Origin of the sequence: Gemmobacter lutimaris (assembly GCF_003570715.1) — a bacterium.
In the GTDB taxonomy this organism is placed as follows: domain Bacteria; phylum Pseudomonadota; class Alphaproteobacteria; order Rhodobacterales; family Rhodobacteraceae; genus Gemmobacter; species Gemmobacter lutimaris.
Window position 1 is genome coordinate 496,329 of record NZ_QXXQ01000002.1, and the last position, 23,782, is coordinate 520,110.

The following is a 23,782-nucleotide window of genomic DNA, read 5'->3' on the forward strand; positions in this document are numbered from 1 at the left end:
TCGGCCTGCGGCGGCTTCGGCGCGGGTCACCATCCGGCTGGACAAATGGCTGTGGCAGGCGCGGTTCTTCAAATCGCGCCCGCTTGCCTGTTCCGTGATTGCCGATGGGCATCTGCGGCTGAACGGCAACCGCTGTCTCAAGCCGGGGCAGCAGGTGGGCGAGGGCGATACGCTCACCTTCCCGCAGGGCCGCCGCATCCGCCTGATCCGGGTGCTTGCGGCAGGCACAAGGCGCGGCCCGGCGACCGAGGCGCAGGGACTTTATCACGACCTTGACCCGCAACCCACCACCGCAGAGGATGACGCAGGTGCGTGGGATGACACTTCGTCGCTTGAATGACCGGGCCGCTTGGACTAGAGCAACAGGCCAGAAACGACTGACCGGGGTTTGAGTCATGACCTATGTGGTGACCGACAACTGCATCGCCTGCAAATACACCGACTGCGTTGAGGTTTGCCCGGTGGATTGCTTCTACGAGGGCGAGAATACGCTGGTGATTCACCCCGATGAATGCATCGACTGTGGTGTTTGTGAACCAGAATGCCCCGCCGATGCCATTCGGCCGGATACAGAGCCGGATATGGACAAATGGGTGGAGTTCAACCGCAAATATGCGGAACTCTGGCCGGTGATCACCCAGAAACGCGACCCGCTGCCCGAAGCGGAGGAACGTGACGGCGAAAAGGACAAGCTGGAGAAATACTTTTCGCCGAATCCGGGCGAAGGCTCCTGATCGTTTCAAGGGCCGATTCGTCCCTTTCGCCCAGTGACGCGGCGTAAAGCCGCGCCTTTTCGCGCATATCTGCGCCTTGACCGACATGCCACCGCATTGGTCGCAGTTGGAATCAGGCCATTTTCATGTTATATCCATGATACAAACAAAGCACGGTTGCCCGCTACCCGCCTCGGGACTGCTCGCCTGAGACGGTTATTCATGTGACATTTCCCCGATTTGCCGATGCTCTGGCATCAGGCGGGGGAATTTGTTGCGTCCGGGTTGGCCCTGCGCATGAGGAAGCCGCTGGAATGACCAAGACCAAGAAGCCCGAGTTCCGCCCGAACGAGTTTGTTGTTTACCCCGCCCATGGCGTCGGCAAGATCATCTCGATCGAAGAGCAGGAAATCGCCGGTATCCATCTGGAACTGTTCGTCATCTCGTTCGAAAAGGACAAGATGACGCTGCGCGTGCCCACCCACAAGGCGACCGAAATCGGTATGCGTCAGCTTTCGACGCCCGATGTGGTGAACAAGGCGCTGGATACGCTCAAGGGCAAGGCGCGGGTCAAGCGTGCCATGTGGTCGCGCCGGGCGCAGGAATACGATCAGAAGATCAATTCGGGCGATCTGCTGTCGATCGCAGAAGTGGTGCGCGACCTGCACCGCAACGATGATCAGCGCGAGCAAAGCTATTCCGAGCGTCAGCTTTATGAGGCGGCGCTGGAGCGTCTGACCCGCGAAGTCGCTGCCGTGTCCGGTGTGGACGAGGCGCAGGCGCAAAAGACCGTCGATCAGGTGCTGACCTCGCGCGCGGCCTGATCCGTCGTGATCCCGTCGAAAGGCCGCGCTTTTGCGCGGCCTTTTGCGTTATAGCAGGGCGCAGGCTGCGGCCAGCGCCGCCAGATCGCCCAGTTGCTGACTGGCGCCAAGGATGTCGCCGGTCTGCCCGCCGATCTTACGGCGTGCCAGCATGGCCAGTGCCCAGACTGCACCTGTGACCCAGAAGGCCATCATCAGCCCGGATAGCCCGGTCAGGGCCAGTGCCAGCCCCAGCGCAACCAAGGTCGCCGCTGCGGCCGCCATGGCATCGGGACGTCCGACTGACTGGCTGAGGCCGCTGCCGCGCGCATTGGGCAGCGCCGTGATCAGCACAGCCATCGGCGCCCGGGACAGGACAGCCGCCGCGATCAGTGCGCCCCATGCCCCGGCGCTGATCAGTTCGGCCACGGCACTCCACCGGGCCAGTGTGACCAGCAGCAGCCCCATCACGCCATAGCTGCCGATATGGCTGTCCTTCATGATTTCCAGCCGCCGTTCGCGGGTCCATCCCCCCCAGAGCCCGTCGCAACTGTCGGCCAGCCCGTCCTCATGCAGCGCGCCGGTCATCAGGCTGCCAAGCCCGAGGAACAATGCCGCCGCCAGCCCGGAAGGCAGACCCAGCCAGACGCCCAGCCCGGCCCCGAGGCTGGTCAGAACGCCCAGCACCAGCCCCGCCACCGGCCAGGCCCAGACGGCCGGGGGCGTCGGGAAATGCGCGGGCGGGGGCAGGGGCAGGCGGCTGAGCAGGCTCAGCCCCGCGCGTGCCTCGCTCCACAGGCGGGCTGCAAGGGTTTCTGGGTCGCTCTGATACATCGGGATGCCCTTTCCGGGATGGTTTTCGCCCTCGATCCTCGCTAGCCAAGGCGCAGCCGAGGTTCAATCGAGGAGTGCGCCATGACCGCGCCGTTTTCCACCCTGTCCGAGTTTCGTGCCGTGCTGAACGCGCTTCCGGCCGCCAATGCGACGGCAGTGGCAGGCGCGCGTGCCCGGAATGCGCAACTGACCAAGCCGCCGGGGGCCTTGGGGCGGCTGGAAGATCTGGCGATCTGGTATGCAGGCTGGCGCGGCGATGCCCGGCCCCGGCTGGAGTGCCCGCAGGTCATCGTTTTCGCGGGTAACCACGGCGTTGCCGCGCGCGGCGTCTCGGCCTTTCCGGCCGAGGTGACGGTGCAGATGGTGGCGAATTTCCGGGCAGGGGGCGCGGCGATCAACCAGCTTGCCAAGGCCTTCGGCGCCAGCATGGATGTGCACGCGCTTGAGCTTGACCGCCCCACCGGCGATTTCACCCAAGGCCCCGCAATGACCGAGGCTGAGGTGGTCGCTGCGCTGGCGACCGGCTGGCAGGCGGTCGATCCGGCAGCCGATCTGCTTGTGGTGGGTGAAATGGGTATCGGCAATACGACACCGGCTGCCGCAATCGCATGCGCGCTGTTCGGTGGCACACCCGGCGAATGGACTGGCCGGGGCACCGGCGTCGATGACAAAGGACTGTCGATCAAGACGCAGGTGGTAGCCGAGGGGCTGGCGGCCAATCCGGGCCGCGACCCGATGGAGGTGCTGCGCTGTCTTGGCGGGCGCGAGATTGCCGCCATGGCAGGTGCCATCGCGCGAGCTCATCACGCGCATATTCCCGTCATCCTTGACGGTTTCATCTGCACCGCCGCCGCTGCCACTCTGGCGCAGGCGGCCGAGGGTGCGCTGGACCATTGCATCGCCGGCCATGCCAGCGCCGAGGCCGCACATCGGGCGCTTCTGTCGAAGCTGGGCAAACAGCCGCTGCTGGAACTGGGGCTGCGGCTCGGCGAAGGTTCGGGCGCAGCGCTGGCGATTGGCGTGCTGAAAGGCGCCATCGCCTGCCATTCCGGCATGGCGACCTTTGCCGAGGCGGGCGTGTCCGACGCCTGATGCGCGCTATTGCGCGGCGCGGTCTGCGGTGATCTCGTCCTGATCATCCAGCAGCGCGGTGCGCAGATCTTCGTCCAGCTGACGGGCGCGGGCGACATAGGCCTCGTTCTGATGGATCGGCTGGCCGGGCACCCAAAGCTCGGCCAGATCGCGCAGGGCGGCGCGGTCAACCTTGTAATAGGTCTGGCTCAGCTTTGCGGCCTCGTATTCGGTGAAGCCCATGTTTTCCAGCACATAACGCCCGGCCCGCACAGAGGCGTCAAAAGTCTCGCGCAGGATGTCATTCGCCCCGGCGCGGAACAGTTCATAGACATGCACCCTGTCATAGGCGCGGGCGACGATATGCAGGTCGGGCCGCTGGCGGCGGGCAAATTGCACGATGCGGGTGGCGTTCTCTGGCCCATCCACCGCGACCACCAGAACCTGCGCCTCGGCCAGACCGGCGGCTTGCAGCAGGTCAGGGCGGGCCGGGTCGCCGAAATAGCCCTTGATGCCGAAGCGACGCAACCGTTCGATTGCGGCGGCGTCGGAATCAAGAACGACGGTGCTCAGCCCCGCTGTGCGGGCCATACGGTTTACCACCTGTCCGAACCGCCCGATGCCAGCGATGATCACGGTGCCCTTCTCGTCGATCACATCGGCAGGGGCATCGCTTCCTTTGGTGGCACGGCGTGCCAGCCGGTCATGCAGGATGAACAGCAGCGGCGTCAGCAGCATCGACAGGCTGATGACCAGCAGCGCGCGCTGTGCCACCATATCGGGCAGGATGCCCTGCGCCACGGCGAAGCTGACGATCAGAAAACCGAACTCCCCCGCCTGTGCCAGCCCCAAGGTGAACAGCATGCGGTCCCGCCCACGCACCCGGAACAGCGTGGCCAGCAGGAACAGCACGCCTGCCTTGGCAAGCATCAGAAGCACGGTCAGCGCCAGGATGCGCAGCGGCTGATCCGCCAGCAGGCCCATGTCGATATTCACCCCGACCGTGGTGAAGAACAGGCCCATCAGAATGCCCTTGAAGGGTTTGATGTCAGCCTCGATCTGGTGGCGGAATTCCGAATTGGCCAGCACCACGCCGGCGATGAAGCTTCCCAGCGCGGGCGACAGGCCGACCAGCATCATCAGGAACGCGATGCCGATCACCATGAGCAGGGATACGAATGTGCCCATTTCCGGCAGGCGCGAGGCATGGATGAACCGAAACACCGGCCGCGACAGGAAGTGACCGGCAAGCACGATGGCCACAACGATGCCCAGCGTCAGCCCTGTCACCGCCCAGCCCGGCAGCGACTGCACCAGCGACATGATGGGCTGCGCCGCCCCTTCCTCGGCGGTCTTGGGCGTGCTTCGCAAGGCCATCAGCGGAATCAGCGCCAGCATCGGCACCACGGCAATATCCTGCGATAGCAGCACCGCGAAGGTGGATCGCCCGCCGGCTGTGCGCAGAAGGTTCTTTTCCGTCAGGGTTTGCAACACGATGGCGGTGGAAGACAGCGCGAATAGCAGGCCCAGCGCCACCGCAACCCGCCAAGGTTCGTCCATCGCCAGCAGCAGCCCGGCGACCAGTCCGGCCGTCAGCGTGACCTGCAACCCGCCCAAACCCAGCAACTTGTGCCGCATGTCCCACAACGTGCGCGGTTCCAGTTCCAGCCCGATCAGGAACAGCATAAGCACCACGCCGAATTCGGCGAAATGCTGAAGGTCGTGGGTCTCCGACCCGGCAAGGCCAAGCGCAGGGCCTAGCAGAAGCCCGGCGGCCAGATAGCCCAGCACCGACCCCAGCCCCAGCCGCACCGAGATGGGAACGATCAGCACGGCGGCGCCAAGGTAGAAGGTGGCTTGCAGCAGCATGTTTTCCATGCCGCGACTATTGAGGCTGGGGCGGGCAGAGGCAACCGCCCCTTGGGTCACCTTTTGCTCGTGGATTGAAACATGCCGTGTATCAGGCGCGGACGGGCAGGGGGGCGTCAGGTTTGAACTGATCCATGACGATCTGGCTTTGGACCCGCGCCACGGCCGGATGTGGCAGAAGCCGGTGGTGGATCAGGGTATTGAGCGCCGGAAGATCGGCGCACCACAGCCGCAGCAGGTAATCCGCCTCGCCCGTCAACGTCCAGGCCGAGATCACCTCGGGCAGGGTGGCGACAAGGGTGGCGAAGCTGCGCGCGGCTTCGGGCGAATGGGCGGCCATCTGCACCTGCACGAAGGCCTGCACCGTAAGCCCGACGCGCGCAGGGTCCAGCCGGGCGGTGTATCCTGTGATATACCCCTCCGCTTCCAGCCGCTGCCGCCGCCGCCCGGCCTGACTGGGCGAGAGGTTGAGTAATTGCCCCAATGCCTCGGCCGTCAGATGCGCGTCACGCTGCAAGGCGGCCAGAAGGCGGGAATCGGTTTCATCCAGCATGGCGGGGTTTCCGTGTGATTGGCGTGAAGAATGCGGAAATTACGCGCCGCTGTCCAGTTATGTGCCTCTGTTCGCGCAAATCCGGCGTGCCTTCCGCGCTATGATGCGGGAACGCGAACGAACAGGAGGAAAAGATGGGTCCGTTTCCGCACAATGCCCCGCCGGCGGTGATCTCGGCTGAAAATCCGGCCGGGACGGAAGGATTTGCTTTCGTCGAATTTGCCCATCCCGCGCCCGAGGAATTGCGCGCGCTGTTCACCCGCATGGGCTATACCCTGACCGCCCGCCATCGCCGGAAGGCCATCGAACTTTGGCAACAGGGCGATATCACCTATATCCTGAACGATGAACCCGGCAGCCACGCCCGGCGGTTTGTCGAGGAACATGGCCCCTGCGCCCCCTCGATGGGCTGGCGCGTGGTGGATGCGCAGCATGCCTATGACCATGCGGTGAAAAGCGGTGCCAAGCCGCATGACGCCGACGACAAGGCGCTGGATGTGCCCGCGATTGTTGGCATCGGCGGGTCGCTGATCTACTTCATCGACGGTCACCGCAAAGGCAGCGCCTGGGCGGAGTTCGATTTCCTGACGCCTGAACAGCCGAAAGGCGTGGGTTTCTATTACCTCGATCACCTGACCCACAATGTCCACAAGGGTAACATGGATGTCTGGTTTGATTTCTACGGTCGCATCTTCGGCTTCAAACAGATCCGTTTCTTCGACATCGAGGGCAAGTTTACCGGCCTCTACAGCCGGGCGCTGACCTCGGCCTGTGGCCGAATCCGCATTCCGATCAACGAGGACCGGGGCGAGAAGGGGCAGATCGTCGAGTATCTGAAGCGCTACAACGGCGAAGGCATCCAGCATATCGCCGTCGGCACTGATGACATCTATGCTGCCACCGATGCCATCGCGGATCGCGGGCTGAAATTCATGCCGAAGCCGCCGATGTCCTACTACGAGATGTCGCGCGACCGGGTGGTCGGCCATGAGGAACCACTGGAAGAGATGGCGAAACACGGCATCCTGATCGACGGTGAAGGCGTGGTGGATGGCGGCGAAACCCGTATCCTGCTGCAAATCTTCTCGAAAACCGTGATCGGCCCGATCTTCTTTGAATTCATCCAGCGCAAGGGGGATGACGGCTTTGGCGAGGGCAACTTCAAGGCGCTGTTTGAAAGCATCGAACGCGATCAGATCGAACGCGGCGTGCTGTCAGCGGCCGAGTGATCCGGTTGCATTCGCAACGGTAACGATCTGAACTTGTTGGATAAACTGTCGCGCCAGAGGAAACGGTCTTTCCCTGCCGCGACCCTTTTGTGGGCACCTTTTCGCCACATTTCGGCCGCATTCTGACGGGGCTGCGATCATGTGAAAGGTATCCCATGGGCCCGTTCCCGCATTCTGCCCCGGCCGGTATAATCTCGTCCGAAAACCCTGCCGGAACCAATGGCATGGAGTTTGTCGAATTCGCCCACCCAGCACCCGAGGAGTTGCGTGAGGTCTTTGCGCGGATGGGCTTCACCTGTGTCGGCCGCCATCGCCAGAAGATGATCGAGCTTTGGCAACAGGGCGATGTGACCTATGTGCTGAACGACGAACCGGACAGCCATGCCCGTCGCTTCGTGGCGCAACACGGCCCTTGCGCGCCGTCGATGGCTTGGCGTGTGGTGGATGCTGCCAAGGCGCAGGCCCATGCGGTGGCGCAGGGCGCCACGCCCTATATGGCGGATGACATGGGGCTGGGTCTGCCTGCCGTGGTGGGGATCGGCGGCTCGCTGATCTACTTCGTGGATGACCGCGACCCCTATACCGGGTTCGACTGGATCTCTGGCCCCAAGCCGGAGGGGGTTGGCTTCTATTACCTCGATCACCTGACGCACAATGTTCACAAGGGCAATTCCGAAACCTGGGTCGAATTTTACCGCAAGCATTTCAACTTCCGCCAGATCAGCTTTTTCGACATTGAGGGCAAGCTGACGGGCTTTTACAGCCGCGCGATGCAATCGCCCTGCGGACGCATCCGCATTCCGATCAACGAGGACAAGGGCGAAACCGGGCAGATCATCGCATATCTGCGCCGCTACAACGGCGAGGGGATCCAGCATATCGCCGTCGGCACCGAGGCGATCTATGATGCCGCAGATGAAATCCACGCGCGGGGCCTGCGCTTCATGCCGAAACCGCCGATGGCTTATTATGAGGACAGCCATGCCCGGGTTTCGGGCCATTCCGAACCCATCGACCGCATGGCCCGCCACGGCATTCTGATCGACGGGGAAGGCGTGGTGGATGGCGGCCAGACCAAGGTGCTGCTTCAGGTCTTTTCCAAAACCGTCGTCGGGCCGATCTTCTTCGAGTTTATCCAGCGCAAGGGCGACGAAGGCTTTGGGGAAGGCAATTTCAGGGCGCTGTTCGAAAGCATCGAGCGCGATCAGATCGAACGCGGCGTGCTTGCAGCCGAGTAAGCCCTAGCCCTTTGGCATTTTCAGGGCGATCATCCGGCCGCCCTTCTTGTAGCGCAGCTCGTTATCGGTGATGGCAGCCACGGTGCCGCCGTCCACCCGATCCCCCACCCGGACCTTCTTGTAGCTGCCCGATCCGGTGCGGACCAACGCATAGCGTTTGGCCGGGGTGCCATAGACGCCGATCAGGTTGGTCTTGCGCAGGTCGATGGCGTTCACGAAAGTTGCACTCTTGGCGACCGAGGCCTTCGTCGGGATTTTCGGCGCGCGGCCGGCGGGGGCGCTGTCGGGTTCCTCGTCCTCGCCCGGAATGGCGCTGCGGGCGACACGCTTGGGCTCGGGTTCCGGTTCTGCGGCGGGCGCTTCTTTCGGCGGGCGGGCCGCAGCGGCCACGGCGGCCTCGACTGCGCGCGACAGGTCTTTGGGACGCGGCGGCGGGCGGCGCGAGATCGAGATGGCCAGCGGGCTGACGGGGCCTGCGGTCTCACCTTGCGGCGCGGTCGCAGCAAGCGCTTCGGCTGCGGCAGCGGCGGAAAGCGAGGCAGCCTCGGCAACACGGCGGGCCTCTTCATCAAGGCGGCGCTGTTCGGCCTGAGCGGCAATGCTGGCGGGGCGCGGAGGCGGGCGGCGGCTGGTCATCCGCTGATCGTCGGGAATAGCCAGTGCGGCGTCGTCCTGTGCAGGCGCGGCGGTGGCCAACCCCTCGGGACGGGGTTTGGGACGGAATCCTTGCAGAGCCGGGTCCGCCACAGGCGGCGGTTCGGTGGTTGTCGCGGTCGGGTCCGCGGCTGCGGGCCCGGCAGTCGCCGCCTCAGCAGGAGCGGAGGGCGGAGCAACGATACCCGCAGGGCGTGCGGGCGGGATGCGCGGCGGCGGGCCAGCCACAAGACGCACGCCATCGGGCGTCACGATTCCCTCGGCTGTCGGTTTGATCAGTCCGTCAGGTCCGAATTCATATTGCGTGCCAAAGGGCGGCGGCGGGGCGGGGGCCACCGGGCCGGCATCGGCCGCGGTCTGAGGCCGTTCCAGCGCCAGCGCATCCAGTGCCTCGGGCGGGCTGTCCATGGTGGACAGGATGATCTCATCCTGACCACCCGGCAGCGGAACCGGGGCTGCGCCGGTCCCAAGCGCCGCCTCGGGCGCGGGTTCACCGGGTGTCTCAGGCGCAGCGGCGAGTGTCTCGCCATCGGCGGTAGCTTCATCCTCGGGCAGCATTTCGCCGTCGGCTGCCGCTTCGTCTTCGGCGGTGGGGGCATCTTCCGCAAGTGCGGGATCTGTCTCTGGAGTCAGATCTCCGGTTCCCGGTTCGGTGCCGGTGTCAGACAGGGCTGCCACCTCGACCGGGGCGGGATCGTCGCCGCGCGCGAGATAGAAACTGGACCATGCCGCGATCAGCCCCAGAATCAGCAGCAGAACCGCTGTCAGGATCAGACCGAGGAAACGGGGTTTTCCGCGCGAAACCGGGCGGGCCATGCCAAAAGGCACTTCGGCAGAGGTGCCGGGCGGCGGGGCCACCAGCGTTTCGGCCGCAGCTTGCGGCGACATCTGGCGCGCAGGCTTGGCCTTGCGCCCTGCTGCGAGACCCGGAATGCCCGGCGCGGTGACCATCCCGCCCAGAGCTTTCGCTGCCTTCGCCGCGCCTTCTTTCGCTGCACCGGTTTTCGACGCTTCGGCCTTGGCCGGGCGGGTGGCAGCAGGGGCCGCGCGCTGTGCAGACAGCCGTGCCTGAAGGGCGGGAGCCAGCGGCGGCGGCAGGTCATCTTCCGCGGTGGGATCTTCCGCCGGCGGTTGATAGCTGCGCGCTTCCGGCGCCGTGGTGGCGAGCGGCGGCGGGCTGAGCGGGGCGGCAGGCGCCTTCCGGTGGGCCGTGACCGAAGTGACAGCGACCTTGGGGGGCGATCCGGTAACCGGGGGTTCCTGACCCGCAGCACGGCGCGATGCGAAGGCTGGCGGTTCTTCCGGCAGGCCCTGATCGGTCACGCGGGCTGTGCCACGTCGGCCGGGCGCAACTGGCGGAATCACCTCGGGGCTGCCGGTGCGGGGCGGCTCTTCCGGGTCTTCCATCTCGATATTGATGAAAGGCGCTTCGGGAACGGTTTCCGCGGCGGGGGCGGCTTCCGGTGTGGCTTCGGGGGGGCGGCTCTCTCCCAAATCCAGTTCGGCCTGTTGCGCGACGGGCGCCGAAACAGGTGCCCCGGAACCGACCACCTCGGCATAAGCGGCGGCCACGGCCTCTTCAACCGCCGCCATCTCGATTTCCGTCTCCCATTCGGGAGCAGGCAATTCGGGCTCAGGGGCGACCGGAATTTCCGGCTCTGCCTGCGGCAGGTCGGGCAGTTCAACCGGGGGTTCCGGCTCCGCAGGGAGGTCCGGCAGCAATTCCGGCAGATCGGGTTCTGGCAGATCGGGTTCGGGCTCTGCCGGGTTTGGCTGCTCGGGTTCCAGCTCGGGCACTTCCGGTTCCGGCTCGGGAAGTTCGGGCGGCGCTTCGGGGACGGGTGTTTCGACCGGCGGCGGAGGGGCGGGTTGCGGTTCGGGTTCCGGCTGCGGTTCGGGCGCGGGTTCCGCCGGTCGCGCGCGTTCGGCCTCCTGCCGTGCCTCGGCGGCACGCGCCTCGCGGCTGATCATCAGCACGGGTTCGGCATCCCGTTCCACGGTCTCGCCTGCGGGCAGCAATTCGGGCGCGATGGACGACGGGCCGAACCACGGCTCACCCGTGAACCGCCCCTCGTCGGGGATGGCGACGAAGCAGACCGGGTTGAAGCGGTGTTCGGCGGCGAAGCCTTCCGCCTCTTGCAGGGTTTCGCGCGCAATCACGGCGACCTGCACGCGCGGCCCGTCTCCCGACCAGTCGAACACAAGATCCTCGACCGGATAGGGCGTCACCCCTTCCAGCGCGCGGCGGATCTGCTGCGTCCGGTGTGCCGTGTCCGGGCCGGGCGCATCCACCTCGGTATAAAGGATCTGCGAATTGGGGATCACCAGTTTGGATGTCACCCCGTGCGGCGCCAATCCAAGGGCCGAGCGGCGCAGATAATTCAGCGCCTCGCCCAGATCGGGCGCGTCCAGCGCGGTGGATCCGACTTCCAGCCAGCCGCGCGCGGTGCGATGCAGCAGGCTGATGCCGTCGTCAGAGAAATTCAGGGCGAAATTCGGTTTCATTGCACGAGGTCTAGCACTCTTGGCCGGATGCGGGGAGTCGCAGCCGCCGCCCGCCGCAGTCACTATAGCAGCTTTCCGCCGAATGAAAGAAAAACACCCCCGTGAACGCCAAGGAACGGCTTTTGTCGCGCGTCATAACGGGCAAATGTCGCATCAGGACAAGGAGATCACGATGCAAGCTTTCCGTTCCACGCTTCTGGCCGCCGCGTTGGCCGCAGGTTTTACCGGCATGGCTGCTGCCGCCCCCGCAACGCTGACCGTGACCGGAGAGGGGCGCGTGGCGCAGGCCCCGGATCTGGCCAGCATCAGCCTTGGCGTCACGACCGAGGGCGCCACGGCGGCCGAGGCGCTGGCGGCCAATTCCACCGCGCTGGCGGCGGTGATGGCGCGGCTCACCTCGGCCGGAATTGCAGCAGGCGACATGCAGACCTCTGGCCTGTCGCTGAACCCTAACTGGCAGAATGACAGCGCGACCGGCGGGTCACGGATTTCCGGCTATGTTGCCTCGAACATGCTGACAGTGCGGGTGCGTGCGCTGGATGGGCTGGGCGGCGTTCTGGATGCAGCGGTGAAGGATGGCGCCAATACGCTGAACGGGGTGAATTTCGGTCTGGCCGATCCCGCGCCGGTGGAGGCCGAGGCCCGCAAGCGCGCGGTGGCGGATGCAAAGGCGCGGGCGAGCGTGCTGGCCGAGGCGGCGGGGGTGGCGCTTGGACCCATCGTCACCATCACCGAGGGCGGTGGCGGCGGCAATTATCCGGCACCCATGTTCCGCATGGCCGCCGAAGCCGCGCCCGTGCCAGTCGCGGGAGGCGAAGTTGAAACCGTGATGCAGGTGACGATCGTCTGGGAAATCGCGCAATAAGGCAAAGGGGCGCCGATGTGGCGCCCCTTTCCGTTCAGACCGTGGCGGCGTTCAGCGCCTGATCCAGATCGGCGATCAGATCGGCCGCATCCTCGATCCCGATGGAAATGCGCACCACATTCGGCGCTGCCCCGGCGCGGACCTGCGCCGCCTCGTCCAGCTGGCGGTGGGTGGTCGAGGCCGGGTGGATGATCAGCGAGCGGGTATCGCCAAGGTTCGCCACATGGCTGAACAGCTTGAGGTTATCCACCAGCTTCACACAGGATTCGTAACCGCCCTTCACCGCCACGGTGAACAGCGCCCCGGCGCCCTTCGGCACGATCCGCGCCACGCGGTCATGCCAGGGCGAGGATTTCAGCCCGGCCCAGGTGACAGCCTCGACCCGCGGATCGGCCTCCAGCCATTCGGCGACGGTGCGGGCATTTTCCACATGCCGCGCCATGCGCAGGCCCAGCGTCTCGATCCCCATCAGCGTGTAATGCGCGCCCTGCGGGTTCATCGTCATGCCCAGATCGCGCAGGCCCACGGCGATGGAGTGGAAGGTGAAGGCCATCGGCCCCAGCGCCGGGTGGAAGGCAAGCCCGTGATAGGCGGGTTCCGGTTCCGACAGCGACGGGAACTTGCCGCTGGCCGACCAGTCGAACTTGCCCGAATCCACCACCACGCCGCCGGTGACGGTGCCGTTCCCGGTCAGGTATTTGGTGGCCGAATGCACGACCAGCGTGGCGCCATGCTTGATCGGGTTGCACAGCCACGGGGTCGCCGTTGTGTTATCCACGATCAGCGGCAGGCCGACCTCGTTGGCGATACCCGCGATGGCGTCCAGATCGGTGACATAGCCGCCGGGGTTGGCGATGGTTTCGCAGAAGATGGCACGGGTATCGTCATCCACCGCCGCGCGCAGCGCCGCCAGATCGTCGAAATCGACAAATTTGCAGGACCAGCCGAAACGCTTGATGGTCTGGCTGAACTGGGTGATCGTGCCGCCGTACAGCCGGGTCGAGGCGATGATGTTGCGCCCCGGTCCCATCAGCGGGAACAGCGCCATGATCTGCGCCGCATGGCCCGAGGAGCAGCAGATCGCGCCCGCGCCGCCTTCCAGCGCCGCCACACGTTCGGCCAGCGCCATTACGGTCGGGTTGGTCAGGCGGGAATAGATGTAGCCCACTTCCTGAAGGTTGAAGAGCCGCGCCGCATGGTCGGCGTCTTTGAACACATAGGCGGTGGTCTGGTAGATCGGCACCTGCCGCGCCCCGGTGGCGGGATCGGGCTTGGCGCCGGCGTGAATGGCAAGCGTATCGAAGCCGAGCGGTTTGTCGGTCATGGGTCTCCTCCCCGGAATGCAGTCGCGGCGAAGGTTAGGGGACAGCCGCGCGGCAGGCAACGGAGGATCGGGGCGGCAGGGTCACATTCGATAATCCGCATCCGAAAACAGGTCGAGGATACGAAAAATCGCCATCAGGCCGTGCTGCACATTGTCGATGCGCAGCGTATTGTCGAAGGCCGAGGAGCGCAGCCCGCCCAGCACGGCACTGCGGCGAGAGATATAGCCCATGTCGCTGGCATGGCGGAACTGCAATTGCCGCAGCGACCGCAGCCCGCGCAGGATGGCGCGGCGATAGCGGTCTTCCCGGTTGTGGTCGCCCAAGGTGCGGGCCAGCGCGAAAGCCTCGATCAACCCTTCCAGATAGACCCCGGTGGAAGAGGCATGCGGCGGGCCAAACTCCGGCCGGGCAGGGTCGAAGAACTCGCCCTGCACATCGGCAGGGGCTTCGTCGCCCTGCTGCATGCCCAGAAGCCAGTCGTTCATCTCGAACACGAAAGCGGCGGCTGCGGTGTCGCCGGTTTCGGCGTGATAAAGTGCCAGCGCCATGCTGTGCCAAGGCACGAAAGCAGGGTTCGGTTGCGCGCGATGCCAGTCGCGGTAATGGGCGAAGCCACGCGCGACATGATCCAGCAGGGCAGGATCGCCCGAATGACGGTAAAGCCGCATCAGCGCCAGCAGCGCTTCGCCGGGATAGAAGTTCTGGCAATCGTCTTCGCGTCCGCGCGGGCGCAGGAAACAGGTAAAGCGCCCATTCGGCTGCTGCATCGCGGTCAGGAAGGCGGAAAGCCCCCGCAACTCGGCCGCATAAGGGGTCGGGTCGGGCAGATCGAGGATCGACGTCAGTGCCACGGCCGCCGCGCCAAGCTTCACCTTTGGTCCCTCGACGATCACGCCAAAGCCGCCCTCGTCCCGATACCAGTGGCGGAAGTTATGGGCAAAGTTGCGGTCACGCGCCTCGACCAGCCCCTTCGGTGCCTCGGGCCTGATGGCCGCGCGGGCAAGGCAGGCACTGCCCATGAATTGCCGGATCATGTTGTTCGACAAGGCATATTGACCCGAGGATGGCCAGTATTTGTAAGTCGCCCGTCCCGAAGGCGCGATGGCGCGCTGCATCCAGCCTGTCATCAGCCCGGCCATTTCCGCCACCTTTTCCCGTGTGATGGCGGTTTGCGGCACGACGGGTTGCCCGCGCATCAACGGCCTGGCGCGGCCCTGCGGCAGTTCAAGCAGGATTTGGGTGGTGGGAAACCGCAGTGTCTCGACCTTGGTGCCGGGGGGCGGGGCCAGTTCGGCGAGCAGCACCTCCAGTGCGCGTTTGGGCGTCAGGTTGCGTGCAATCATCACCGAGGGCGCCATGCGCACCAGACGCCCCGCCGCCCGCAACTCCAACCCGTAGATCCCGCGAAACGCGTTGCAGCGCGCGCGGCGCAGGTCGTCCGGGTCCAGCGGTTCAGGGGCATGCGGAATGTCCAGAAACAACATGTCGGGCGGCGCGCATGTCGCGGCTGCCAGCGCCGCCCGAGCCTGCATCAACCCGTGTGCCAGCGCGTCGGCCAGACCAGAGCCCTGCGCCCAAAAGGCGATCTGCAAGGCGCCATTGCGGCGCAACGTCAGATGCAGCAGTCGCTGCGCCGCCAGATCGGTGGGCAGATCGACCGGGGCCGGTGTTTCGCCTGCCAGCAAGGCCGAAACAAAGGGCGGTAGCAGGCGCAGGTCGGCAGCAGCAGTCAAGGCAGGCATCACGGGCCCTCAACGATACCAGTAACCGTTTCGCTTCAATGTATTGCGGATCACATGCTCCCGGTGTGGCAGGTCGGCGCGGTCGAACAGTGCGCGCGCCTTGCGGCCCTTGGGCTGATACACCATGCGCCGGAAGGCCTCGTATTCCCGCAAGACCTGCTTCACCGGCTTCTGGTTGCAGACCACCTCCAGCACCGCGACGGCGGCGTCACTTTCGCGGGCGTAAAGCAGCGGCAGCGTGCGGTAGTGGCAGGTCACATCGCCATCCAGCCCCGCAAGCCGAGGCCCCGGACGGCCGCCGCCGAAGGAATGAATGACCAAAGGCAGGGCGATCTGGTCCAGCCACGGGTCCAGCGTCTGACAGACCAGTTCCGCCGGCCGGTTGTCACGGATTTCGCGCGCGTAATCCAGAAAGCGGCGGCCAAAAGCCTGCGGGCTTTCGTGGAAAAACCAGCCCGCATTGAAATAGAGGTAGCGCTGCCAGTATTCGTCAGGCTGGCTCAGATCCAGCGTGCTGTCGAAATCAAGCCCGAAGCGATCATAAAGCGATTTCCAGGTGGCGGCATAACCGGGGCCGTAAAGCTCCAGCTCGGGCCAGGTGCCCTCGCGCCGCATCGAGGCCGAGGGGCGGGTGAAATCGAAGCCCACATTGTCGAAATCGCCGGTGACCAGCGTGTCAGTATCCAGAAACAGGAAGGGCTCATCCGGCAGGGCGGTCAGCGCCTCGATCTTGTTGCCATAGGGATAGGACTGGCCGAACACCTTGTTTTCAAACGGCAGGAACACTGCACCCAGTTCGGCCAGCAATTCACGCACGGCCGCATTGGTCACGCGCGGATCATCCTTCCAGCGCGGGCCGGGCTGCGGTTCGGCCAGAAACAGCTTGCCCCGAAAGCCGGGGTTGCAATGACGCAGTGAGGCTGCCAGCACCACGGCCTCGTATTGCAGCCGCCCCGCCTGCATGACGGCAAGAATATTGAAGGATTGCCCCGCAGCGGGAACATTTGCCATGATGCGGATACTCGTCTGGTTTTGCCCGGCCACCCTACAGAACAGGGGCGCGGGCGTCAAAAGCTTCGTTTTGAAAGGGTTTTCATCATGTTGCGGTGCGTTCTTCCGTTCGTTTTTCTGGCGGCTACCCCCATTTTCGCCCAGCAGATGACCACGGCGGCCGAAGTGCGGCCGATCCTTCAGGCCACCAAGGGCAACTGGATCGCGCTGCGCGACTATGACGGGCAGGATCTGCTGTATTTCACCCATCTGGAAAGCTGGCGCTGCGGGCTGGACCGGGTGGTTTATGCCATCAACGGCGGTCCCCTGACGGACTGGTTGATGGAGCCCTGCCGCGAGGGCACAGCCCAGCCCAATGCCATTGGTGCCGACCGGTTGCCCTATGCGGTGCTTCCGGCCGGGTCGGTGCAGCGGGTGGATGTGATGGTCGTTTATGACGACGGCACCGCCGACAGCGCCACCTATGAACGCGCGGCGGTGCTGATGCCTTAGGGCTTCGGCGTGAAGCGCAGGCTGAGGCAGGACATGCCGCCGTCAAGTTTGGCGCATTCGCTGTTACCGATCTCGCGCACATCATAACCCGCCTGCACCAGCCGGTCGCGCGTGCGCGGAAAGCCTGCGGGCATCAGCACCAGATCGTTGAAGCGGATGGTATTGGCCGCCGCTTCCTCGCCCTCGGCCACGTCGATCAGCCGGTAGCTCTTGAAGCAGCCCGAGGCGGAAAGTCGGGTGGTCGAGAGGATGGTTTCGGCATCCAGCAGCGAACAGTCGGTCTTGAAGTGCAGCACACCGGGCGGCGTGTGGACCTCGCGCACCACCTCGCCCCAAGCGGCGGTCAGGCGGGCCAGTTCGGCGATGCCTGCCGCATTGGTGCGGGCCGACCGACCGACGAGGATTTCCGTTTCGGTCATCAGGATGTCGCCACCTTCGATGAAGCTGTCCGCGCCCTCGATGCGGCGGATGTCGCCGTAAAGGGCGGCCAGATGCGGAGCCATCTCGGCCGCCTCGCCCAGACGGGAAGGCGCGCCGGGGCGCATCACCACGGCGCCCGAAGGCAGGCAAAGCGCGGTATCCTCTACAAATACGCTGTCGGGATAGGCATCCAGCGCCTCCAGTTCGATCACCGTGGCGCCGGTTTCGCGCAGGGTAGCGATGTAATCGGCGTGATGGGCCTGCATCGTGGCAAGGTCGGGCGTGCCGGTATCCACCGCGCGCAGCCCCGCGATGATCGAGGCGGCAGGTTTGCGGGTGATCGCATGGGTGAAACGGTAAGACCTGTTGGGCATGGGCGATTTCCTTCGTGCTTTGCCTGTGGTTAGCACGGTCCTCATGTCCCGGCCAGCGCGTCAGGCTTGCACCGGGACCAAGGGGCGGCTTACGCTGGCCGGGTTGCAGACAAGGGATTGGGCGCCGGTTTCGGCGCGGGGGGCATCATGGAAGCGGAACCGGGCATGAACGTCCTCGGGCTGGTGGCGCTGGCGCTGATCGTCATTGCCTTCGGCGCGATCTTGCTGCTGACGGCCGGGCGGGGCAGCGTGAAGCTGCGCAAGGGTCTGGCGGTGCTGGCATCCCGGCGCGGCTGGCAGGCGTCGCTTGTCGAGGAAACTGGCGGTGCGGCGCGCAAGCTGCGGCTGTCCGGTCCCGGCTGGCGGGCGGAAACCCGGCGCTACATTCAGGGCGAGACTGGTTCGGCTGTTTTTGCGACCGAGTTCGAGGCACCTGGGGTGCAATGGCCCGGACAGGTGGCCATCGGCCCGGCGCTGGACGGGGCAGAGGCCGCGCTGGCGGCGCGGATGATGGGCGGGGCAGGCGGTGCTGTCGCCATGGCCCTGCTGACCGGGGGCGAGATCGGGCGTCTGGTGCCACGCCCTGACGCCAGCGGCTTCGGTGGCACGGTGTTCAGTTCCGACGAAACCGTGCCCCTGCCGGATGCGACCCGACTTCAGCCCCTGCTGGCTGCATGGCGGCGCAATCACCCGGCAGAACGGCAGTTCCCCATCGTGATCCTTGGCCCCGGTGGTCTGCGTCTGCGGCTGCGCTGCGATCTTTGGTCGGTCGAGGAAATGGAACGCTTCGCCGACCTGGGCCTTGCGCTGGCCGAGGCGCTGGAACCGGCGACCTGACGCCAAGGAACGGTCAATGACCTGCGTCCAATGGGGAAATGGAAGGAGCAAAAGATGCGTATTGCAAGGCTGGCGGCCGTTCTGGGCCTGATGATCCTGCCGCAGGGGGCGATGGCCTTGTCCTGCCTGATCCCCGATGCGGTGCGCGCATATGAAACGGCGCGCAAGGCGAAAGAGGAATATGTCGTCCTGCTGGGGCAGTTCGATCAGGCGCCGGTGAAGCAGGGCAAGACCGGGCCGGTGCTGAGTTTCAGCGGCAAGCAACTGGGGGGCAGCGGGTTTCGCACCGCGTTCAATGGCCAGATCACTCTGGTCCGCCATTGCCTGACGGCCGAACCCGCCTGCGATGCCACCTATGTGCCATGGGGCGAGCAACTGATCTTCGTTCAGAAGAAGGGTGACCGGCTGGTGCTGTTCGAATCGCTCTGCGGCGACATGCTGGTGGCAAAACCGTCAAAAGATGACCTGCAACGCCTGCTGACTTGCCATCGCGGCGGCGAATGCCTTGAGCTGAACTGATGCTGAGCTGAGCCGTTACAGGCCAAGGCGCGGGATTTCGATGGCGGGGCAGCGGTCCTGCACCACCTTCACCCCGGCGGCGCGGGCGGTTTCGGCCGCCTGATCGTTGCGGATACCCAGTTGCATCCACACGGTTTTCAGCCCCGGCAAATGTGCCAGTGCGTCGGTCACTACGGGGGGCACATCCTCGGCCCGGCGGAAAATGTCCACCATGTCCACCGGCATGTCGATTTCCGACAGCGAGGCGCGCACGGTTTCCCCCAGCGCCTGTTCCCCGGCATGGCCCGGATTGACCGGGATCACCCGATAGCCCTGATCCTTCAGGAAGCGCGCGACGCGGTGGCTGGGCCGGTCCGGTTTCGGCGACCAGCCCACCAATGCGATCACCTTCGTTTCAGTCAGAATCGCGCGGATGTCGGCATCGGAGGGATCGGTCATCGCAGGCCTCAGACAAAAAAGCGTCCGGGACAGAGGGCCCGGACGCCAGGTGTGGAACGAGGGACAGTAAGGGAAGGGACGGGAGTTCCTGACCCGCTCCTTGTGAGAATGATATGGGAGAGTTGCCGAACCATTAAAGGGCCAGTCGCAAAAGCGTGAAAATCAACGGCGGCTGACGGCATAAAGCGCAACTGCGGCGGCGTTGGATACGTTCAGCGAACCGAAGCCACCGGGGTAGGGGATGCGCACCAGCCGGTCGCAGGTCTCGCGCGTCTTTTCGCGCAGGCCCGGCCCTTCGGCGCCCATGACCAGCGCGATGGGGCGGCTGCCTGCCTCGGCCACGGCCTGATCAATGGTCGTTTCGGCCTCGCCATCCAGCCCCAGCAGCACAAAACCCATATCGCGCAGCTCGACCATCGCATCCGACAGGTTGGTCACGCGCAGATAGGGCTGACGTTCCAGCGCCCCGCTGGCCGTCTTGGCCAGCGCGCCGGTTTCCGGCGCCGAATGGTGGCGCGGCGCGATGACCGCCCGCGCGCCGAACACTTCGGCCGAGCGCAGCACCGCCCCCACGTTATGCGGATCGGTCACCCGGTCCAGCAGCACGACCAGCGGCGCCCCTTCGCCCGAAATCGCCACATCCGCCAGATTGCCCCAGTTCAGCGGCTTCACCTCCAGCGCGGCACCCTGATGGACGGAACCCTCGTCGATCGGCACGCTGAACTTGCGCGGATCTGTGATTTCCGGCTCGATCCCGGCCTCTGCCACCGCATCGGCCAGCTTGTCATAGGCGTTCTTGGTCAGCACCAGCCGCAGCTTTTCACGCTGTGGGTTCACCAGCGCGTCGCGCACCGCATGCAGGCCGAACAGCCAGACGGTTTCACTGGCCGCCGCGCGCTTGGCGCGTTCCTTGTCGATCACCCAGGCCGGTTTCTTGGCTCCGCCGCTCATCTTTCCTGTCCCTCGATTTCAGGCGCGCAGAATGCGCAGGGGCCGTGCGGGGGCGCAAGTGAAAAACCCGCGAATTCGCTCTTGACGCCCCCCGCCCCCTTGGATACATCCGCCGCCAGTGGGCGACGTGCTGCAAGGTGCGGCAGCGGACTGTAACTCCGCCGAGGCGACTCGTGCCTGGTTCGATTCCAGGGTCGCCCACCATCTTCCTGAAAATTTCAGATCTTTCAGGCGCCGTTGGCGTAGGTCGCGGTTTCGTGCCGATTGACTTCTCCCCTTCCTGCCCTCTGCCTGCTTAACTGACCCCCACGCGCCCCGCTGCGGGGCGATTCCCTTACGGGATAAGGCAGGAGGAACAGGATGACCGCACAACTTTACTGTTTTGGTGAAAGCGGCAATGCCTACAAGGCGGCGCTGACGATGCAGCTTTCGGGCTATGACTGGCAGCCCGTCTATGTCGATTTCTTTAACGGCGCCTCGCGCACGCCGGAATTTCTGGCGCTGAATGAAATGGGCGAAGCGCCGGTGTTGGTGGAGGGCGATCTGACCCTCACGCAATCCTGCGTCATCCAGCTGCATGTGGCAGAGCGGACAGGGAAATTTCTGGGCGGCGACCGCAACGAGGTGCTGCGCTGGCTGTTCTGGGATGCCCAGAAAGGCTCGGGTCAGCAGGGCGGGTTGCGGTTTCTGATGAACTTCGTGCCTGCGGAAAAGCGGCCTGGGACGGCAATCGACTGGCTGTCCATGCGGGTGCAGACCGCGCTGGGCACGCTCGACCGGCATCTGGCCGGGCGCGACTGGATGGTGGGCGATGCGCCTTCCATCGCCGATTTCGCCTGCTGTGGTTACCTCTACTACCCCGAACCTTTCGGCTTTGACCGCAAGGCGCGACCGAATATCGACCGCTGGCTGGAAAATATCGCCGCTCTGCCGGGCTGGAAGCATCCCTATGACCTGATGCCTGGCCATCCGTCGGACCGCGCTGCAAAGTGACGCGACGTGATATGCACGTCAATCTTTTCGCGACGTGACGGCATTTACACATGATGGGGACGGCCCTGCTAGGGTTTCCCTAAAGCAGCGTCGGGGCAAGCCTTTGCCCGGACGCCCGTCAGATACCGGAGGAGATCATGACCGAGGCTTTCATCTATGACGCGATCCGCAGCCCGCGTGGCAAGGGGCGCCCGGACGGCGCGCTGCACGAGGTGACATCGGTCGCGCTGTCGGCCCAGATGCTGAACGCGATCCGCAACCGCAACGGGCTGGAGGGCCATGCCGTTGAGGATGTCATCTGGGGCAATGTCACCCAGGTGGGCGAGCAGGGCGGCTGCCTTGCGCGATCTGCCGTGCTGGCCTCGGACCTTGACGAGTCGATCCCCGGCCTTGCCATCAACCGCTTTTGCGCCAGCGGAATGGAGGCGGTGAACCTTGCCGCCAATCAGGTGAAGGGCGGCGCAGGCGCCGCCTATATCGCTGGCGGGGTGGAGATGATGGGCCGTGTCGCCATGGGCAGCGACGGTGCCGCGATTGCGGTGGACCCTTCGCTTGCGATGAAGACCTATTTCGTGCCGCAGGGCATTTCAGCCGACATCATCGCCACCGAATACGGCTTCACCCGCGATCAGGCTGATGCGCTGGCGGTGGAAAGTCAGCGCCGCGCCGCCGCAGCCTGGGCGGACAACCGCTTTGCGCGCTCCATTGTGCCGGTGACCGACCGTAATGGCCTGACTATCCTCGACCACGACGAATACATGCGCCCCGGCACCGACATGCAGACGCTTGGCGCGCTGAAAGCCAGCTTCAGGGATATGGGCGAGGTCATGCCGGGCTTCGACAAGATCGCCCTGATGAAATACCCGCATCTGGAGCGGATCACCCATATCCACCACGCCGGCAATTCGTCGGGCATCGTCGATGGTTCCGCCGCCGTGCTGATCGGCAATGCCGATTTCGGCAAGGCGCATGGGTTGAAACCCCGCGCCCGCATCCGTGCCACCGCAAAGATCGGCACCGATCCGACGATCATGCTGACCGGCCCGGTGCCGGTGACCGAGAAGATCCTGAAGGACAGCGGCATGTCCATCTCGGACATCGACCTTTTCGAGGTGAACGAGGCGTTTGCCAGCGTCGTGCTGCGATTCATGCAGGCCTTCGATGTGGACCCGGCAAAGGTTAATCCGAACGGCGGCTCCATCGCCATGGGGCACCCCTTGGGCGCGACCGGTGCCATCATCATCGGCACCCTGCTGGACGAACTGGAACGCACCGGCAAATCAACTGGCCTCGCCACGCTTTGCATTGCCAGCGGCATGGGCGCCGCCACGATCATCGAGAGGCTGTGATGCCAAAGCTGGACCTGTCGCAGGTGCCCCTGAAAACCGGCTCGATCTACCCCGAACCCTATGCGTCCATGATGCAGGGCCGCTCCAGCCTGCGGCTGGGGCAGGCGGGCGGGCTGACGCAATTCGGTGTCAATCTGGTGATGCTGGAACCCGGCGCGTTGTCCTCGTTGCGGCACTGGCATCTGAACGAGGATGAATTCGTGATGGTGACGGAAGGCGAATGCGTGCTGGTCGAGGATGCGGGCGAAACCCTGATGCGGCCGGGCGATTGCGCGGCCTTCCCGGCGAATACGCCGGACGGGCACCATTTCATCAACCGCAGCGATGTGGTGGCACGCTTCCTTGTGGTGGGCACCAAGGCCCCGCGCGAGGTTGCCACCTATTCCGATGTAGACCTGCGGGTGGAAATGGAAGGCGGTCAGGCGCGCTTCACCTACCGTGACGGCACCGACTGGACGGGGCCGCGCTGATGCCAAAGGTCGATCTGTCCGCCTTCGTGACCGAAGAAGACACCGTTCATCCGGTTCTGGGCGGCGGCATCGGCCCCTATCGCTATCAGCTGCTCTCCGATCCCGGCGGCCTTACGCAATTCGGCGCCTTCATCGAGGAACTGCCACCCGGCTCAACCTCGGGCCGCCGCCATTGGCACGAGGCCGAGGACGAGATGATCCTGATGCTTGCGGGCGAGGTGGTGCTGGTCGAGGACCGCGAAACCCTGCTGCGGGCAGGCGACGCCGCCTGCTGGCCAGCGGGGCAGCCCGTCGGCCACCGGCTCGACAACCGATCCGGCGCGCCCGCGCGTTACCTCGTCATCGGCACCCGCAAGGAAGCCGATGTCATCCACTACACCGACCACGACCTGATCACCCACAAACAGGGCAGCGCCCGCCGCTATCTGCATCGCGACGGCACGCCCTGGTGACACCCCTGCCATTTACCTTGGCAAAAATATCCCGCGGGGGTCCGGGGGCGCGAAGCCCCGGGTCCTGCGGCCCGA

24 protein-coding genes and 1 tRNA gene are annotated in these 23,782 nt (G+C 65.1%); 15 read left to right on the forward strand and 10 right to left on the reverse strand.

The features are described 5' to 3' along the window. Window positions 1-31 precede the first annotated feature (31 nt). The 3 genes from D2N39_RS05620 (at window position 32) to D2N39_RS05630 (ending at window position 1,537) form a co-directional block, all read left to right on the forward strand. Window positions 32-340: an RNA-binding S4 domain-containing protein gene (locus tag D2N39_RS05620; RefSeq protein WP_119133971.1), complete on the forward strand. Its 309-nt coding sequence runs from the start codon at window positions 32-34 to the stop codon at window positions 338-340. Between the two features lie 55 nt (window positions 341-395). Further along, on the forward strand, window positions 396-734 hold the full coding sequence (fdxA, locus tag D2N39_RS05625; RefSeq protein ID WP_119133770.1) for a ferredoxin FdxA: 339 nt from the start codon (window positions 396-398) through the stop codon (window positions 732-734). 293 nt (window positions 735-1,027) lie between these two features. Then, window positions 1,028-1,537 (forward strand): CarD family transcriptional regulator, encoded by a 510-nt coding sequence (locus tag D2N39_RS05630; RefSeq protein ID WP_054300821.1) that lies wholly within the window; start codon window positions 1,028-1,030, stop codon window positions 1,535-1,537. A 48-nt stretch (window positions 1,538-1,585) separates the two neighbouring features. Here the strand turns inward: D2N39_RS05630 and cobS are convergent, their stop codons facing one another. Continuing rightward, window positions 1,586-2,350, reverse strand: coding sequence for an adenosylcobinamide-GDP ribazoletransferase (gene cobS / locus D2N39_RS05635; RefSeq protein ID WP_119133771.1), 765 nt, complete (start codon window positions 2,348-2,350; stop codon window positions 1,586-1,588). Window positions 2,351-2,431: 81 nt separating this feature from the next. On the opposite strand from cobS, the gene cobT reads away from it, so the two are divergent. Continuing rightward, window positions 2,432-3,442 carry a nicotinate-nucleotide--dimethylbenzimidazole phosphoribosyltransferase gene (gene cobT, locus D2N39_RS05640; RefSeq protein ID WP_119133772.1) on the forward strand — a complete coding sequence of 337 codons (1,011 nt, stop codon included), beginning with the start codon at window positions 2,432-2,434 and terminating at the stop codon, window positions 3,440-3,442. 6 nt (window positions 3,443-3,448) lie between these two features. Here cobT and D2N39_RS05645 read toward each other — a convergent pair whose 3' ends face one another. Both D2N39_RS05645 and D2N39_RS05650 read right to left on the reverse strand, forming a co-directional pair. Then, window positions 3,449-5,299 (reverse strand): cation:proton antiporter domain-containing protein, encoded by a 1,851-nt coding sequence (locus D2N39_RS05645; RefSeq protein WP_119133773.1) that lies wholly within the window; start codon window positions 5,297-5,299, stop codon window positions 3,449-3,451. Window positions 5,300-5,381: 82 nt separating this feature from the next. Continuing rightward, entirely contained in the window at window positions 5,382-5,843 is a 462-nt protein-coding gene (locus tag D2N39_RS05650; RefSeq protein ID WP_119133774.1) for an Lrp/AsnC family transcriptional regulator, read from the reverse strand. Window positions 5,844-5,977: 134 nt separating this feature from the next. Between D2N39_RS05650 and hppD (D2N39_RS05655) the strand changes: the two genes are divergently transcribed. Together hppD (D2N39_RS05655) and hppD (D2N39_RS05660) are read left to right on the forward strand one after the other, a co-directional pair. Next, window positions 5,978-7,072 (forward strand): 4-hydroxyphenylpyruvate dioxygenase, encoded by a 1,095-nt coding sequence (hppD, locus tag D2N39_RS05655; protein WP_119133775.1) that lies wholly within the window; start codon window positions 5,978-5,980, stop codon window positions 7,070-7,072. 155 nt (window positions 7,073-7,227) lie between these two features. Continuing rightward, window positions 7,228-8,310, forward strand: coding sequence for a 4-hydroxyphenylpyruvate dioxygenase (gene hppD / locus D2N39_RS05660; RefSeq protein ID WP_119133776.1), 1,083 nt, complete (start codon window positions 7,228-7,230; stop codon window positions 8,308-8,310). 3 nt (window positions 8,311-8,313) lie between these two features. Here the strand turns inward: hppD (D2N39_RS05660) and D2N39_RS05665 are convergent, their stop codons facing one another. Beyond that, window positions 8,314-11,469, reverse strand: a complete 3,156-nt coding sequence (locus D2N39_RS05665; protein ID WP_119133777.1) for a translation initiation factor 2 — start codon at window positions 11,467-11,469, stop codon at window positions 8,314-8,316. A gap of 172 nt (window positions 11,470-11,641) precedes the next feature. Between D2N39_RS05665 and D2N39_RS05670 the strand changes: the two genes are divergently transcribed. Further along, window positions 11,642-12,334 carry an SIMPL domain-containing protein gene (locus D2N39_RS05670; protein ID WP_119133972.1) on the forward strand — a complete coding sequence of 231 codons (693 nt, stop codon included), beginning with the start codon at window positions 11,642-11,644 and terminating at the stop codon, window positions 12,332-12,334. A 34-nt stretch (window positions 12,335-12,368) separates the two neighbouring features. Here D2N39_RS05670 and D2N39_RS05675 read toward each other — a convergent pair whose 3' ends face one another. From D2N39_RS05675 to D2N39_RS05685, 3 genes are all read right to left on the reverse strand, one after another. Then, window positions 12,369-13,658, reverse strand: a complete 1,290-nt coding sequence (locus D2N39_RS05675; RefSeq protein ID WP_119133778.1) for an O-acetylhomoserine aminocarboxypropyltransferase/cysteine synthase family protein — start codon at window positions 13,656-13,658, stop codon at window positions 12,369-12,371. 81 nt (window positions 13,659-13,739) lie between these two features. Continuing rightward, window positions 13,740-15,401 carry a hypothetical protein gene (locus tag D2N39_RS05680; RefSeq protein WP_119133779.1) on the reverse strand — a complete coding sequence of 554 codons (1,662 nt, stop codon included), beginning with the start codon at window positions 15,399-15,401 and terminating at the stop codon, window positions 13,740-13,742. A gap of 9 nt (window positions 15,402-15,410) precedes the next feature. Further along, the gene (locus D2N39_RS05685; RefSeq protein WP_119133780.1) at window positions 15,411-16,412 is read right to left on the reverse strand and encodes a hypothetical protein; all 1,002 of its coding nucleotides are present in this window, start codon (window positions 16,410-16,412) and stop codon (window positions 15,411-15,413) included. A gap of 87 nt (window positions 16,413-16,499) precedes the next feature. Here D2N39_RS05685 and D2N39_RS05690 point away from each other — a divergent pair, with 87 nt between their 5' ends. After that, complete coding sequence (locus tag D2N39_RS05690; RefSeq protein ID WP_199725202.1) at window positions 16,500-16,904, forward strand: hypothetical protein; 405 nt, start codon at window positions 16,500-16,502, stop codon at window positions 16,902-16,904. On the opposite strand, the gene D2N39_RS05695 is transcribed toward D2N39_RS05690, so the two are convergent. Continuing rightward, window positions 16,901-17,698 carry a dimethylarginine dimethylaminohydrolase family protein gene (locus tag D2N39_RS05695; protein ID WP_119133781.1) on the reverse strand — a complete coding sequence of 266 codons (798 nt, stop codon included), beginning with the start codon at window positions 17,696-17,698 and terminating at the stop codon, window positions 16,901-16,903. The two genes, D2N39_RS05690 and D2N39_RS05695, sit on opposite strands and share 4 nt — an antisense overlap. Window positions 17,699-17,845: 147 nt before the next feature. Between D2N39_RS05695 and D2N39_RS05700 the strand changes: the two genes are divergently transcribed. Further along, window positions 17,846-18,535 carry a hypothetical protein gene (locus D2N39_RS05700; RefSeq protein ID WP_147373454.1) on the forward strand — a complete coding sequence of 230 codons (690 nt, stop codon included), beginning with the start codon at window positions 17,846-17,848 and terminating at the stop codon, window positions 18,533-18,535. A gap of 54 nt (window positions 18,536-18,589) precedes the next feature. Beyond that, window positions 18,590-19,054, forward strand: coding sequence for a hypothetical protein (locus tag D2N39_RS05705; RefSeq protein ID WP_119133783.1), 465 nt, complete (start codon window positions 18,590-18,592; stop codon window positions 19,052-19,054). 15 nt (window positions 19,055-19,069) lie between these two features. Here the strand turns inward: D2N39_RS05705 and D2N39_RS05710 are convergent, their stop codons facing one another. Continuing rightward, the gene (locus D2N39_RS05710; protein ID WP_119133784.1) at window positions 19,070-19,492 is read right to left on the reverse strand and encodes a CoA-binding protein; all 423 of its coding nucleotides are present in this window, start codon (window positions 19,490-19,492) and stop codon (window positions 19,070-19,072) included. Window positions 19,493-19,654: 162 nt separating this feature from the next. Next, window positions 19,655-20,443, reverse strand: coding sequence for a 23S rRNA (guanosine(2251)-2'-O)-methyltransferase RlmB (rlmB, locus tag D2N39_RS05715; RefSeq protein ID WP_119133785.1), 789 nt, complete (start codon window positions 20,441-20,443; stop codon window positions 19,655-19,657). A gap of 120 nt (window positions 20,444-20,563) precedes the next feature. On the opposite strand from rlmB, the gene D2N39_RS05720 reads away from it, so the two are divergent. The 5 genes from D2N39_RS05720 to D2N39_RS05740 all read left to right on the forward strand — a co-directional run bounded on the left by D2N39_RS05720 (window position 20,564) and on the right by D2N39_RS05740 (window position 23,707). Continuing rightward, window positions 20,564-20,647, forward strand: a tRNA-Tyr gene (locus tag D2N39_RS05720). Window positions 20,648-20,803: 156 nt separating this feature from the next. Beyond that, a complete protein-coding gene (locus D2N39_RS05725) occupies window positions 20,804-21,436 on the forward strand; it encodes a glutathione S-transferase family protein (RefSeq protein ID WP_119133786.1) in 633 nt (210 codons plus the stop codon). Between the two features lie 137 nt (window positions 21,437-21,573). Next, window positions 21,574-22,785, forward strand: a complete 1,212-nt coding sequence (locus tag D2N39_RS05730) for an acetyl-CoA C-acetyltransferase (RefSeq protein ID WP_119133787.1) — start codon at window positions 21,574-21,576, stop codon at window positions 22,783-22,785. Next, entirely contained in the window at window positions 22,785-23,255 is a 471-nt protein-coding gene (locus D2N39_RS05735; RefSeq protein ID WP_119133788.1) for a cupin domain-containing protein, read from the forward strand. Before D2N39_RS05730 ends, D2N39_RS05735 begins: the two co-directional genes overlap by 1 nt. Further along, window positions 23,255-23,707, forward strand: a complete 453-nt coding sequence (locus D2N39_RS05740; protein WP_119133789.1) for a cupin domain-containing protein — start codon at window positions 23,255-23,257, stop codon at window positions 23,705-23,707. Before D2N39_RS05735 ends, D2N39_RS05740 begins: the two co-directional genes overlap by 1 nt. Window positions 23,708-23,782 lie beyond the last annotated feature (75 nt).

Bases quoted from the DNA above. Each gene is read 5' to 3' on its own strand.
- fdxA (WP_119133770.1), top strand. From the start codon at position 396: ATGACCTATGTGGTGACCGACAACTGCATCGCCTGCAAATACACCGAC.
- D2N39_RS05630 (WP_054300821.1), top strand. From the start codon at position 1,028: ATGACCAAGACCAAGAAGCCCGAGTTCCGCCCGAACGAGTTTGTTGTT.
- cobS (WP_119133771.1), bottom strand. From the start codon at position 2,350: ATGTATCAGAGCGACCCAGAAACCCTTGCAGCCCGCCTGTGGAGCGAG.
- cobT (WP_119133772.1), top strand. From the start codon at position 2,432: ATGACCGCGCCGTTTTCCACCCTGTCCGAGTTTCGTGCCGTGCTGAAC.
- D2N39_RS05645 (WP_119133773.1), bottom strand. From the start codon at position 5,299: ATGGAAAACATGCTGCTGCAAGCCACCTTCTACCTTGGCGCCGCCGTG.
- D2N39_RS05650 (WP_119133774.1), bottom strand. From the start codon at position 5,843: ATGCTGGATGAAACCGATTCCCGCCTTCTGGCCGCCTTGCAGCGTGAC.
- hppD (WP_119133775.1), top strand. From the start codon at position 5,978: ATGGGTCCGTTTCCGCACAATGCCCCGCCGGCGGTGATCTCGGCTGAA.
- hppD (WP_119133776.1), top strand. From the start codon at position 7,228: ATGGGCCCGTTCCCGCATTCTGCCCCGGCCGGTATAATCTCGTCCGAA.
- D2N39_RS05665 (WP_119133777.1), bottom strand. From the start codon at position 11,469: ATGAAACCGAATTTCGCCCTGAATTTCTCTGACGACGGCATCAGCCTG.
- D2N39_RS05670 (WP_119133972.1), top strand. From the start codon at position 11,642: ATGCAAGCTTTCCGTTCCACGCTTCTGGCCGCCGCGTTGGCCGCAGGT.
- D2N39_RS05675 (WP_119133778.1), bottom strand. From the start codon at position 13,658: ATGACCGACAAACCGCTCGGCTTCGATACGCTTGCCATTCACGCCGGC.
- D2N39_RS05680 (WP_119133779.1), bottom strand. From the start codon at position 15,401: ATGCCTGCCTTGACTGCTGCTGCCGACCTGCGCCTGCTACCGCCCTTT.
- D2N39_RS05685 (WP_119133780.1), bottom strand. From the start codon at position 16,412: ATGGCAAATGTTCCCGCTGCGGGGCAATCCTTCAATATTCTTGCCGTC.
- D2N39_RS05690 (WP_199725202.1), top strand. From the start codon at position 16,500: ATGTTGCGGTGCGTTCTTCCGTTCGTTTTTCTGGCGGCTACCCCCATT.
- D2N39_RS05695 (WP_119133781.1), bottom strand. From the start codon at position 17,698: ATGCCCAACAGGTCTTACCGTTTCACCCATGCGATCACCCGCAAACCT.
- D2N39_RS05700 (WP_147373454.1), top strand. From the start codon at position 17,846: ATGGAAGCGGAACCGGGCATGAACGTCCTCGGGCTGGTGGCGCTGGCG.
- D2N39_RS05705 (WP_119133783.1), top strand. From the start codon at position 18,590: ATGCGTATTGCAAGGCTGGCGGCCGTTCTGGGCCTGATGATCCTGCCG.
- D2N39_RS05710 (WP_119133784.1), bottom strand. From the start codon at position 19,492: ATGACCGATCCCTCCGATGCCGACATCCGCGCGATTCTGACTGAAACG.
- rlmB (WP_119133785.1), bottom strand. From the start codon at position 20,443: ATGAGCGGCGGAGCCAAGAAACCGGCCTGGGTGATCGACAAGGAACGC.
- D2N39_RS05725 (WP_119133786.1), top strand. From the start codon at position 20,804: ATGACCGCACAACTTTACTGTTTTGGTGAAAGCGGCAATGCCTACAAG.
- D2N39_RS05730 (WP_119133787.1), top strand. From the start codon at position 21,574: ATGACCGAGGCTTTCATCTATGACGCGATCCGCAGCCCGCGTGGCAAG.
- D2N39_RS05735 (WP_119133788.1), top strand. From the start codon at position 22,785: ATGCCAAAGCTGGACCTGTCGCAGGTGCCCCTGAAAACCGGCTCGATC.
- D2N39_RS05740 (WP_119133789.1), top strand. From the start codon at position 23,255: ATGCCAAAGGTCGATCTGTCCGCCTTCGTGACCGAAGAAGACACCGTT.